At 74.5% G+C, this 12,095-nt stretch carries 8 protein-coding genes and 2 pseudogenes; 7 read left to right on the top strand and 3 right to left on the bottom strand.

The annotated features are described in order from the left end of the window. Together CXR44_RS18260 and CXR44_RS18255 are read left to right on the top strand one after the other, a co-directional pair. Entirely contained in the window at positions 1-648 is a 648-nt protein-coding gene (locus CXR44_RS18260; protein WP_101787261.1) for a response regulator, read from the top strand. Between the two features lie 34 nt (positions 649-682). Then, the gene (locus tag CXR44_RS18255; protein WP_101787260.1) at positions 683-1,399 is read left to right on the top strand and encodes a DUF4328 domain-containing protein; all 717 of its coding nucleotides are present in this window, start codon (positions 683-685) and stop codon (positions 1,397-1,399) included. A gap of 145 nt (positions 1,400-1,544) precedes the next feature. Here CXR44_RS18255 and CXR44_RS18250 read toward each other — a convergent pair whose 3' ends face one another. After that, on the bottom strand, positions 1,545-5,390 hold the full coding sequence (locus tag CXR44_RS18250) for a DNA polymerase III subunit alpha (RefSeq protein ID WP_101787259.1): 3,846 nt from the start codon (positions 5,388-5,390) through the stop codon (positions 1,545-1,547). Beyond that, positions 5,390-5,656, bottom strand: coding sequence for a DUF6504 family protein (locus CXR44_RS18245; RefSeq protein WP_101787258.1), 267 nt, complete (start codon positions 5,654-5,656; stop codon positions 5,390-5,392). The genes CXR44_RS18250 and CXR44_RS18245 overlap by 1 nt, the downstream gene beginning before the upstream one ends. A gap of 266 nt (positions 5,657-5,922) precedes the next feature. Between CXR44_RS18245 and CXR44_RS18240 the strand changes: the two genes are divergently transcribed. Continuing rightward, the gene (locus CXR44_RS18240) at positions 5,923-7,548 is read left to right on the top strand and encodes a serine/threonine-protein kinase (protein ID WP_245899247.1); all 1,626 of its coding nucleotides are present in this window, start codon (positions 5,923-5,925) and stop codon (positions 7,546-7,548) included. Positions 7,549-7,720: 172 nt separating this feature from the next. Here the strand turns inward: CXR44_RS18240 and CXR44_RS18235 are convergent, their stop codons facing one another. Then, on the bottom strand, positions 7,721-8,314 hold the full coding sequence (locus CXR44_RS18235; protein WP_219601864.1) for a TetR/AcrR family transcriptional regulator: 594 nt from the start codon (positions 8,312-8,314) through the stop codon (positions 7,721-7,723). A gap of 112 nt (positions 8,315-8,426) precedes the next feature. On the opposite strand from CXR44_RS18235, the pseudogene CXR44_RS42195 reads away from it, so the two are divergent. From CXR44_RS42195 to CXR44_RS18220, 4 genes and pseudogenes are all read left to right on the top strand, one after another. Beyond that, a pseudogene (locus CXR44_RS42195) lies at positions 8,427-9,236 on the top strand (ATP-binding cassette domain-containing protein); the annotation flags it as partial. Between the two features lie 408 nt (positions 9,237-9,644). After that, a pseudogene (locus tag CXR44_RS42190) lies at positions 9,645-10,178 on the top strand (ATP-binding cassette domain-containing protein); the annotation flags it as partial. Beyond that, positions 10,172-11,065, top strand: coding sequence for a Vgb family protein (locus CXR44_RS18225; protein ID WP_342748561.1), 894 nt, complete (start codon positions 10,172-10,174; stop codon positions 11,063-11,065). The pseudogene CXR44_RS42190 and the gene CXR44_RS18225, both read left to right, overlap by 7 nt. A 55-nt stretch (positions 11,066-11,120) precedes the next feature. Next, positions 11,121-12,068 carry a quinone oxidoreductase family protein gene (locus CXR44_RS18220; RefSeq protein WP_101787255.1) on the top strand — a complete coding sequence of 316 codons (948 nt, stop codon included), beginning with the start codon at positions 11,121-11,123 and terminating at the stop codon, positions 12,066-12,068. The last annotated feature ends 27 nt before the right edge of the window (positions 12,069-12,095 follow it).

Here is a 12,095-nt window from a genome sequence, read left to right as displayed (position 1 = left end):
GTGACTATTCGCGTGCTCATCGCCGACGACCAGGAACTCGTCCGCACCGGCTTCCAGATGATCCTGGACGCGCAGCCCGACATGGAGGTCGTGGCGGCCGTCGCCGACGGCGCCGAGGCCGTGGCCGAGGCCAGGCGGCTGCGGCCCGACGTGTGCCTGCTCGACATCCGCATGCCCAAGCTCGACGGGCTGGAGGTGACGCGGCTGCTGGCGGGTCCCGGCGTCGAGAGTCCGCTGCGGGTGGTCATCGTCACCACGTTCGACCTCGACGAGTACGTCTACGGCGCGCTGCGGGCCGGGGCCACCGGCTTCCTGCTCAAGGACAGCGGGCCGACGCTGCTCATCGAGGCGGTCAAGGCGGCGGCGGACGGCGAGGCGCTGGTGTCGCCGTCGGTGACCGTGCGGCTGCTGCAGCACCTGGCCAAGCCGCGGCGCGTCGCGAGCACGCCGAACGACCCGCTGACCGACCGGGAGCTGGACGTGGTGCGCCTGGTGGCCAGGGGGCGCACCAACCAGGAGGTGGCGGCCGAGCTGTTCGTCTCGCTGTCCACGGTGAAGACGCACCTCGGGAGCATCCAGGCGAAGCTCCGTGTCCGCAATCGCGTCGAAATCGCAGCTTGGGCGTGGGAATCCGGCGTGGTGAGCTGATTAACAACGAGGTCGGCGGGATAGAAGTTAAGCAGTGACCAGCGCATGGCCCAGGGGGGAGAACAACGTGCGCTATGCCCAGCCGCCGCCCACCAAAGCCGCCACCGCCGTCTACGTGACGCTCACCGCGCAGGTCCTCTCCCTGGGCGCGCTCGTGCTGTTCGAGCTGACCCGCGCCGACCGGCTGGCCGAGCAGCTCGCCGCGTTCGGCGGCCGGCCCAGCGGGGCCGACGCCGAGGCGGTCGTCGGCGCCGTGACGCTGTTCGCCGTGCTCATCATGCTGCTCGCCGGCACCACGATCGCCTCGGCGGCCGCCTACACCACCTGGCTCGTCCGTGCCCGGCAGGCCAACGACCGCACCGCCTCGCCCCGCCCGGTCGTGCTGGCCTGGATGGTGCCCGGCGTCAACCTGCTGGCGCCGGCGCTGCTGCTCGACCAGGTGTGGCGGGCCGCCCGGCCGCCGCTCGAACACCGTGACCGCTGGCGCGCGCTGCTGGCCGCCTGGTGGGTGAGCTGGCTGGTCATGCTGGCGCTGGTCGTGGTGAGGCTGCCGCTCGACTCCTCGGGCGGCCTCACGGGGGCGGGGGTGCCGGAGCTGGTCGCGTTCGCGGTGTCGGCCGTGCTGTGCGCGGCGACCGTACGGACCGTCACCCGGGTCCAGTGCTCGCACGGCGCCGAGCTGCACGTCGTGCCCCGCTCGGCCCAGATCCCGCCGGCCCCCGAGTCGGCGCCGATCGGCCAGGCCGGCTGAGCCCGGTCAGGCCCACGCGGCCGCCTCACGACGAGACCCCGGCACGCCACTCCGCGGACACGGCGGCACCGCAGGCACGGCGCAGCCAGGCACGGCGCGGCCAGGCACGGCACGGTCAGGCACGGCACGGTCAGGCACGGCACGGTCAGGCGGCCGTGGGGCCGGAGCTGCCGGGGCTGGAGTGCCACAGTCTGCGCGGCGGGGCGGAGACGGCCGGGCCCAGGTCGGAGTAGGGCGAGAGCCGGAAGCCGTTGGCGTACTCGATCGGCCGCCCGCCGACGCCGCCGGCCACCTGCTCGCCGGAGGGCCGGGCGAGGACCTCCCGCACCGCCTCGATGCCGGCCGACCGCCACAGCCGGTCGAGCGCGGCCAGGTCCCAGCAGTCGAGCGCGCGCAGCGTGACCGCCCGGACGCCGGTGCGCCGCACCACGCCCCGCGCCACCATGAGCCACGCCCCGAACACCGTCGCCGCGCACCTGCCCTGCACCGACTCGAAGAACGTCAGGTCGACGGGCCCCGTCGAGTCGTCGAGGGTGGTGAAGATGATCCGCTGACCGGACCGTACGGCCGGCGTCTGGGTGGCCACCTTGACCCCGGCGACCAGCACCTCGGCACCGTTGCGCTGGGCCTGCAGGTCCTTGGCCCGGACCACGCCGACGGCGTCGAGCAGCTCGGCGTGGAAGGTGATGACATGGCGGCTGACGTCGATGCCGAGGATCTCCAGCTCGGCCTCGACCATCTCGGCCTCGGTCATCTCGGGCAGCTCGCCGGGCGGGATGTGCTCGCCGAACCCCAGAGGGAGCTGCACCGCCGGCGGCTCCCCGGCGGGCCGGACGGGATCGGTGCGGGCGGGACCGGTGCCCGGATCGGTGCGGGCCGGATCGGTGCTGGCCGGGGCGAGGGCGGCCGGGTCGGGTCCGGTGGGTGGCGCGGCGTAGCGCCTGGACCGCCGGGCGGTGCTGATGCCCGAGGTCGAGGTGCGTTCGAGGGCGCCCACCTGGGCCACCAGGTCGCGGCGGGTCAGCCGGCCGGGACGCCAGCGCGGGCCGCCCGGGTGGAGGTCGTGCAGCGCGTCCAGCCCGCCCACCTGGACGATCCGCTCGGCGGTCGGCCGGGACGGGCGGGCACGGTCCCAGAAGTCGGCGAGCGACGTGTACGGCCGCCCCGCGACCATGCGCTCGACCTCGGCCTCGCTCACCCCTTTGACCGCCGAGAACGGCACCCGCAGCGCGTAGCCCCGGCCCAGCTCCTCGGGCCGGAACGCGCGCCGCCGCACCGGACCGGCGCCCTCCCCCGGACCCGTCCCCCCTTCCGGGCCCGTCCCCTCTCCCTGCGTCTCCTCTCCGTGCTCGGTCTCCTCTCCCGGCTCCGGCCCCTCCCCCGGATCCGCCAGCGCCCCGGCGGGGACGCCGATCCGGACCGGGGGACGCGGCCCGAGCCGCTCGACCTGCCAGTCCTTGCCCGATCTGTTGACGTCGAGCGGCAGGATGGTCACCCCGCACTGCCGGGCCTCGTCGATGATGACCCGCTGGGGGTACATGCCGGGCTCGTGCGTGAGCACCCCGGCGAAGAACGCCGCCGCGTGGTGCCGCTTCAGCCAGGCCGACTGGTAGGTGGGCAGCGCGAACGCCGCGGCGTGCGCCTTGCAGAACCCGAACCCGCCGAACGCGTCGAGCACCTCCCAGGCCCGCTCCACGGTGGCGTCGTCGAACCCGTTGGCCCTGGCCAGCGGCACGAACGTCCGGCGTACCAGCTCCCGGCCCTCGGGCGTGCCGAGGGAGCGCCGCAGCATCTCGGCGAACGACAGGTCGCGGCCCGTCATCACCTCGATGACCCTGAGCACCTGCTCGTGGAAGACGACGACGCCGTGGGTCTCCTTCAGCGCGGCGTGCAGCCGCCGGTGCGGGTAGCGCGGCTCGCGCCAGCCGTGCCTGGCCTCCAGGTAGGGGGTGATCATGTCGGAGTTGACCGGGCCGGGCCGGAACAGGGAGATGTCCACGATGAGGTCGTGCATCGTGCGGGGCTCCAGCTTGGAGACGAGCTCGCGCTGGCCGGGCGACTCGATCTGGAAGCACCCGAGCGTGCGGCCGGCGCAGATCATGTCGTAGGTGTCCCGGTCGTCGCGGGGCACGTACTGGACGGCCGGGTCGTCGCCGCCCTGCTCGTCCAGCGCGACCACGACGTCGTCCACCCGCTTGATCTCGCTCAGCGTGTAGGCCATGGCCGACTGCATCCGCACGCCCAGCACGTCGAGCTTGAGCAGTCCCGCCTCCTCCACGTCGTCCTTGTCGAACTGCGACATCGGGAACTCCAGCAGGCTGCGCTCCACCGGGGTGCGGTCGCGCAGGGTGGCGTTGCCGATCAGCACCCCGCAGGGGTGGAGCGCGATGTGCCGGGGCAGCCCGTCGAGCTTCTCGGCCAGCCGGAACACCCGATCGAGCCCCGCCTCGCCGAGCCTGCTGTCGCGCAGCTCCGGCAGGTCGCTCAGCGACGCGGTGATCTGCCGGGCCCTGATGTGCGGGAACGCCTTGGCGATGGCGTCGATCTCGTGCGGCGGCAGCCCCATGGCGCCGGCCACGTCGCGGATGGCGCTGCGCGCCCGGTAGGTCTCCATCATCGACACGCAGGCCACGCGCTCCTCGCCGTAGCGCTCGAAGATGGCCTTGTAGCAGTCGAGCCGGCGCGCGGACTCCACGTCGACGTCGATGTCGGGCAGCCCGACGCGGCCCTCCGACAGGAAGCGCTCCATGAGCAGGCCGTGGTGGAGGGGGTTCACCTCGCCGATGCCGAGCAGGTAGGTGACCAGGCTGCCCGCCCCGGAGCCGCGGATCGCGCACCGGATGCCCATCTCGCGGATCATGTCGGTGATGCCGGACACGGCGATGAAGTAACCGGACAGGCTCTTGCGCTCGATGATGTCCATCTCCGCCCGGAGGCGTTCGCGGGCGTCGCCGGAGCGGGCGAGGCCGCGGGCGGCCAGCCCGTCCTCGACGCGGCGGCGCAGCAGCGGCACCGGGTCGGCGCCGATCTCGGGCAGGTGCAGGGCGGGTGGATCGCCGCGCAGCGCGAGCAGCTCCAGGGGGTCGATCACGCACTGCTCGGCGATGCGCCGGGTGGTGCGCAGCAGCGCGGCCGTCCGGCTCTGGTCGCCGCCGCAGATCCTGGCGGCCACCTGCAGCATGTCCTTGGAGGTCTTCAGATAGGCGTGGGAGGTGGTGCGGTCGAGGTGGCGCGGGTGCAGCGGGACGAGCTGGCGGGCCGCGTCGAGCACGTCGCCCACCTGATGGTCGGCCGGGTCGAGGTGGCGGACGGCGTTGGTGAGCACGGCGGGCACGCCGAGCGACTCGGCCAGGCCGAGCATGTGGGCGGCGTTGGTGGCGTCGCGGTAGCCGTACTGGTCGACCAGCTCGACCACCACGCCGGGCACCAGGGAACGCCAGCGGCCGAGCAGCGCCCTGGCGTGCTCGTCGCGGCGTTCGGCCACCGCCCGGCCCACGTCGGAGCGCGGGCCGAGCAGCACCACCAGCCCGCCGGAGCCGGGGGCGTCGTGCGCGGCGACCAGCTCGCGGGTCACCCGCGGCGCGCCGCGCTCGCCCGCGTGGTGGGCGGCCGTGACCAGGCGTGCCAGGCGGGACCAGCCGTGCGAGCGGGCCAGCACCGTGACCCGGTGCTCGGCGTCGGGCCCGGTGCGCGGCCGTGGCCTGCGGGGGCGGGACTCCAGCGCGGTGAAGCCGGGCAGCATGTCGTCACGCTCGGGGCGGGCACCGTCCTCGGCGCCGGCCAGCGCGAGGTCGACGCCGAAGACGGGGGCGATCCCGGCGTCCGCGCACGCCTGGGCGTGCTTGACCGCTCCGTACAGGCCGTCACGATCGGTGAGGGCCAGGATGTCCATCCCGTCGTCGGCCGCCCGCCGCGCCAGCGCCTGCGGGAAGGCGGTGCCGTAGCGCATCGAGTAGGCGGAGCACACGTTGAGGTGCGGGAACGGGGCCATCAGTCCCACGCCCTCATGAGCAGCCAGCCGCCGCTGGAGGTGTCGAACCTCAGCTCGTACGAGCCGACCAGCCGCCCCGGGGCGGCCTCGACCCGCCAGAACCGGCGCTCGCCGGGGTCACCGTCCCCGGTCTTCCACCACTCGCGCGCCACCACCCAGTGGTCGAGGACGCGGCGCACGAGGTAGAGGCGGTCGCGCCAGACGAACTGGGAGGGCTCCCCGTCCCTGGTCCACACCTCGATCGGGTCGCCATAGAGTCTGCTCAAGATGCTTCTCCCCGCGGCTCTCGTGCCTGTGCTGAGCCGCCCGGGGGAAGGCGGGCGCTTGTGTATCGAACATATGTTCTCAGGGCTCGGAACGCAAGTCGTTCGCCCTCCCGTGCGGCTACCCGCGCACGCCGCGGTGATGCCCCGGACGCGCCCGGACCGCCTGCCCGCGGGCGCCGCACAGTCCCGCCGGGGGCGGGCTCGTCATCGCCGTTCCCGTGTCGGGCCTGCCCGTACCCGACACGTTGTCGGTAAGCTAACCCGCCGTGAGCGGTGAATCCTCGCACATCGGGCGCTACCGGCTGCTGAGCGTGCTGGGGCGAGGCGGGATGGGCACGGTCCATCTCGCCGAGGACCCCGCCGGGCAACGTGTCGCCGTCAAGGTGATCAACCCGGAGCTCAGCCAGCACGAGCAGTTCCGCATGCGCTTCCGGCGGGAGGCGGACGCCGCCGGCAGGGTGCGCAGGTTCTGCACCGCCGCGGTGCTGGAGGCCGCTCTCGACGGCGACCAGCTCTACGTCGTCACGGAGTACGTGCCCGGCCCCAACCTGGAGCAGGCCGTCGAGCAGTCGGGCCCGCTGACCGGGTCGAGCCTGGACGCCCTGGCCGTCAGCGTGGCCACCGCGCTGACCGCCATCCACGGGGCCGGGGTGGTGCACCGCGACCTCAAACCGTCCAACGTACTGCTGTCGCCCGTCGGCCCGCGGGTGATCGACTTCGGCATCGCGCGGGCGCTCGACACGCTCGGCGGGGTCACCGGCACCGGCGAGCTCATCGGCACCCCCCGCTACATGGCGCCCGAGGTGCTGCGCGGGGAGCCGGTCTCGCCCGCGTGCGACGTGTTCTCGTGGGGATGCCTGGTCGCGTTCGCCGCCAGCGGGCAGGCGCCGTTCGGCGGCGGCACGCTGCCCGCGATCGTCTACCAGGTGCTCAACACCGAGCCCGACCTGAGCGCCGTCGAGCCGGGGCTGCGGGAGCTCGTCGTCTCCGCGCTGCGCAAGGACCCGGCCACCCGGCCGACCGCCCAGCAGCTGCTCGACCACCTGGTGGGCCGGTCCGCGCAGCCCGAGCAGGCGGCCCACACCGTCCAGGTGGCCTGGCAGCAGGCGACGACGCCGTTCACCGGCGCGCCGCCGTTCGCGACGCGCGGGAAGCGGGGACGGCTCGTCGCGGGCCTGGCCGCCGGCGCGCTCGCCCTGGCGGCGCTCGGCGCGGGCGCGTGGGCGCTGCTCGCGCCCAGCGGCCCGCCCGAGCTGCCGGTCCTCTACCAGGAGGACTTCACGCAGACCACGGGCGGCTGGCCGGGCACCTACGACACCGACGAGGAAGCCAGCTACGGCTACCGCACCGACGGCACGTACGGGCTCGACGTCGAGGAGCACAGCGAGGAGCGCTGGGCCAGGGCACCCCTGCCCTACCTCACCGCCACGCCCACGACCTCGCCCGAACCGTCGGCCACGCCCACGCCCATGCTGCCCGAGACCGTGATCATCGCCGTCACGGCCAAGGTGGAGCACGTGACCGGCAGCGGCGAGTACGGCGTCTACTGCCATGCCGCCGAGGACGACACGTACTACGAGTTCGGCGTCGACACCACCGGCAAGGCCCGCATCCGGAGGATCTCCGACGGGTCGGGCGGCACGCTGGCCCAGCCGGTCCAGGTGACCGGTCTGCCGGGCACGGCCCGCATCGAGGCGGCGTGCGAGAAGGCGGGCGGCAGCGCGGTGCGGCTGACGATGTGGGTCAACGGCGAGCGGGTGCACCAGGTGGAGGACCCCAACGGCATCGGCAACGGCACGCTGGGGCTGTTCGCCCGCACGCCGAAGGACAGCGAGTCGCTGATGAAGACGACCTTCGACGACTTCGAGCTGCGCGGCTCCAAGGAGCCCTGACCCGCCGCCGGGGCGCATCCCGGCCGGCACCCTAACCCGCCGCCCGCGACTTCCCGGCACGGCCGGCACCCTGACCGCCGCCCGCGACTTCCCGGCACGGCCGGCACCCCCGAGGTGCCCGCGGCTTCCCGGCGCGCCGGCGGCTCTGAGCACCCTCGCGTGGGGCGGCGGCTCAGAGCACCCCGGCGCGGGCGGCGGTCAGGGCGGCGGCGGCCGCCCGGTCGGCGTCGTCCTGCGTGACCGGCTCGTGGGAGACGAAGAGCCGGTAGTAGACCGGCGCGATCGCCACCCGGATCACCTCGTGCGCGTCCACGCCCTCGGGCAGCTCGCCCCGCGCGACGGCCCTGCGCACGACCTGGGCCGACTGCTCGTGCCGCGCGGCGAGGAAGCCGTGCAGCGAGCGCGCGGCGTCGGGGCTCTGCATGGCCGCGGCCACGAACGCCGCCGCCACCGGCCCCGCCTCCGGGTCGTCGAAGCCGGTCCGGACGAGCCGCACGATGTCCCGCAGGTCGCCCTCGATCGAGCCGGTGTCGGGGATCGGCCACGGCTCCTCGCGGGCCAGCTCCAGCGCGTCGGCGATCAGCCCTTCGACGTTGCCCCAGCGCCGGTAGACGGTGGTCTTGTGCACGCCCGACCGTTCGGCGACGTTCTCGACGGTCAGGCCGCCGAACCCGCGCTCCGCCAGCTCGGCCAGCGTGGCCTGCCGCACCGCGTCGCGTACCCGCGCGCTGCGCCCGCCGGGGCGCTTCACAGTCTCCAAAGACAACTCCAGTTGCGTTTATATCCTCGCCGTGGCACACTAACGCTATATTAGTTGCGATTGGAGTTCCATTCTGACCAGCCTCCGCCACGTCTCCAAGTCCTACGACCACCGTCGCGTGCTGTCCGGCGTGTCCCTGTCCGTCCGGCCGGGCGAGCGTCTCGGCCTCGTGGGCGACAACGGCTCGGGCAAGTCGACCCTGCTCCGGCTGCTGGCCGGGGTCGAGCAGCCCGACGACGGCCAGGCCGTCACAGGTGGCGACGTGGGCCACCTAGGCCAGACCCTCGACCTGCCGCCGGAGCACACCGTGCAGCAGGCGGTCGACGCCGCGCTCGCCGGGCTGCGGGCGATGGAGCGGCGCCTGCGCGACCTGGAGTCCGCCATGGCGGCACCCGGCGGCGACGCCGGCGGCCTCCTGGAGGAGTACGGCGAGCTGCTCACCGCCTACGAGGCGCGCGGCGGCTACGAGGCCGACTCCCGGGTCGACAAGGCGCTCCACGCCTTGGGCCTGTCCCACGTCGGACGCGACCGCACGCTGGCCGGCCTGTCCGGCGGCGAGCGGGCCCGGCTGGGCCTGGCGTGCCTGCTGGCCGCCTCCCCCGAGACGCTGTTGCTGGACGAGCCGACCAACCACCTCGACCTGTCCGCCGTCACGTGGCTGCAGGAGCGGCTGCGCGACCACCGCGGCTCGGTGGTCGTCGTGTCGCACGACCGGATCTTCCTCGACCAGGTGGTCACCGCGGTGATCGAGATCGAGGACGGCACGGTCACCCGCTTCGGCGGCGGCTACTCCGGCTTCCTGGCGGCCAAGGCGGCGGCCAGGGCCCGCCAGGAGCAGGCGTACGCCGCCTGGCGCGAGGAGGTCCGCCAGGTCCGCGAGCGCGCCGCGACGACCGCGCACCGGGTCGCGGCGGGCCGGGAGATGCGCGACAACAACAAAATGGCCTACGACCGCGACGCCGGCCGGGTGCAGAGCTCGATCTCCAGCCGCGTCCGCAACGCCCAGGAGCGTCTGCGGCGCCTGGAGGCCGACCCGGTCCTGCCGCCGCCCCGGCCGCTCCGCTTCCACGGCTCCTTCGAGGCCGCCCCGCCGGCCGCCCACGCGCGTACACCGGGCGGAGCCCGCTCCACCCCCGGCCGCGCACCGGGACACGCCCGCTCCGCACCGGGCCGCGCCGCGCAGCCGCCCGGCGCCCTGGCACGGGTCGCCCGATGCCACGCGGAAGCCACCGACGCGCACCCTGACGGGCCGCCCGCCACAGACCCGCACCGTGACGGGCCGCCCGCCACAGACCCGCGCCGTGACGGGCCGCCCCCCACGGGCGCGACGACCGGCCGGGTGCTGGCGGAGCTGCGTGACGTCCGCGTCGGCGACCGGCTCCGGGTGGACTCGCTCACGATCACGGCGGGCGAGCGGCTGCTCGTCCACGGAGCCAACGGCGCGGGCAAGTCCACGCTGCTCCGCGCCATCGCCGAACGCGCCCGCTGCCGGGTGGGCCACCTGGAGCAGGACAGCGAGTTCGACCCCCGCCTGACGGTCCTCGACGCCTACGGCCAGGGCCATCCCGACGAGCGGCGGGCCGCGCTGCTGGCCACCGGACTGTTCCGGCCGGAGACGCTCGACCTGCGCGTCGGCGCGCTTTCCGAGGGCCAGCGGCGCAGGCTCGCGCTGGCCCGGCTGCTCGCCACCCCGTGCGACCTGCTCCTGCTCGACGAACCCACCAACCACCTCTCCCTTGACCTGGCCGAGGATCTGGAGCAGGCCCTCGACCGCTTCCCTGGCGCGATCGTCGTCGTCACGCACGACCGCGCCCTGCGGCAGCGCTTCAGGGGGACGCGGATCGAGATGTCTGGAGGACACCTTTGCTGACCCGAATCCCCGACGGAGCGCCGTACGGCGTCGCCACCGGCCCCGACGGAGCCCTGTGGTTCACCCTCGTGCACCAGGGCCGGATCGGCCGGATGGAGCCGGGCCGGGCCCCGGCGGTCCACCAGCTCACCCCGGCCGACGGCGGCCCGACCGTCATCGTGGCGGGTGCCGACGGGGCGATGTGGTTCACCGAGTTCCAGGGCGGCCGCATCGGGCGGATCACCCTGTCCGATGCGCCCGGCGCCCCGTTCGAGGTCACCTCGTACGAGGTGGGAGGACCGTACGGGCTCGCCACCGGCCCCGGCGGGGCGATGTGGTTCACCCGGCTGCAGGCCGGCAGGGTCGGGCGGATCGACGCCGACGGCACGATCACGGAGTACGACGTGCCGGCCCCGGGCGGCATGCCGTCCACCATCGCGGCCGGGTCCGACGGCGCCATGTGGTTCACGCTCAACCAGGCCCACGCCATCGGCAGGGTCTCGGCGGACGGCGTGGTGACCGTCCATCCGCTCCCCACCGAGGGCGCCGCCCCGGTCGGCATCACGGCCGGGCCCGACGGGGCGCTGTGGTTCGTCGAGATCGGCGCCGGCCAGGTCGGGCGGATCGGCACCGACGGCAAGGTCACCGAGTATCCGCTGCCCGACCGCTCGTGCCGGCCGCACGCCATCGTGGCCGGGCCCGACGACGCCCTCTGGTTCACCGAGTGGGGCGCCGGCCGGCTCGGCCGGATCACCCTGGACGGCGCCGTCGAGGAGTTCGACCTGCCCGCTGTGCCCGGCTCGTCCGCCGCCGAGCCGCACGGCCTCACGGTCGGCCCGGACGGGGCCCTGTGGGTGGCCCTGGAGGCGGGCGGCCTCGCCCGCGTCGCGGTCCCGCCGTCCGGGTGACGGACGGCGGCCACCCGGTGGAATCCGCGGCGGGGCGCGGGAGTTGACTAGAGGCATGCGTGCCATAGTCATCGCCGCCCACGGCGGCCCAGAGGTCCTCGTACACGCCGAGCATCCGGACCCGGTGCCGGGTGACGGCGAGGTCGTGGTCGACGTAGCGGCGAGCGGGGTCAACTTCATCGACATCTACCACCGTTCCGGGGCGTATCCGCTCCCTCTGCCCAGCCCCATCGGGTCCGAGGGCGCGGGAGTGGTGTCCGCCGTGGGGCCGGGTGTGACGGACGTCGCGGTGGGCGACACCGTGGCGTGGGCCGGCGTGCTCGGCAGCTACGCCGAGAAGGCGGTCGTCCCCGCCGGCCGGCTGGTGCCCGTGCCCGGCGACGTGTCCGCCGAGCTGGCCGCCGCCACGATGCTCCAGGGCATGACCGCCCACTACCTCACCCACTCCACCTACCCGGTGCGGGAGGGCGACAACGTGCTGGTGCACGCCGGCGCCGGGGGCATGGGACAGCTCCTGGTCCAGCTCGCCAAGCTGAGGGGCGCCAGGGTGTTCGCCACGGTGTCGAGCGACGAGAAGGAGAAGCTGGCACGCGCCGCCGGCGCCGACGAGGTGCTGCGCTACGACGACTTCGCCGAGGCGCTGCGCGGGCGGATGCACGTCGTCTACGACGGCGTCGGCGCCGCCACCTTCGACGGGGGGCTGCAGGCGCTGCGGCCGCGCGGCCTCATGGCGCTGTACGGCGCGGCCAGCGGGCCCGTGCCGCCCGTCGACCCGCAGCGGCTCAACAAGGAGGGTTCGCTGTTCCTGACCCGGCCGACCCTGGCGCACTACATCGCCGACCGGGGCGAGCTGCTGCAGCGGGCGTCCGACCTGTTCGGCTGGATCGCCGAGGGGCGGCTGCGCGTCAATGTGTCGCACCGCTACCCGATGGCACAGGCCGCGCAGGCCCACGAGGACCTGGCCGCCCGCCGCACCACCGGCAAACTGCTGCTCCTCCCGTGACCTGCCCATGACGCGGCCGGTGGCTCC

It is taken from the genome of Nonomuraea indica (genome assembly GCF_002850745.1).
Taxonomy (GTDB): domain Bacteria; phylum Actinomycetota; class Actinomycetes; order Streptosporangiales; family Streptosporangiaceae; genus Nonomuraea; species Nonomuraea indica.
Note: the sequence above shows the minus strand (reverse complement) of the source record. Positions and strands in the feature narration are given on the sequence as shown.

Excerpts from the sequence above, each read along its gene's own strand:
- CXR44_RS18250 (WP_101787259.1), bottom strand. The coding sequence starts at position 5,390 with ATGGCCCCGTTCCCGCACCTCAACGTGTGCTCCGCCTACTCGATGCGC.
- CXR44_RS18220 (WP_101787255.1), top strand. The coding sequence starts at position 11,121 with ATGCGTGCCATAGTCATCGCCGCCCACGGCGGCCCAGAGGTCCTCGTA.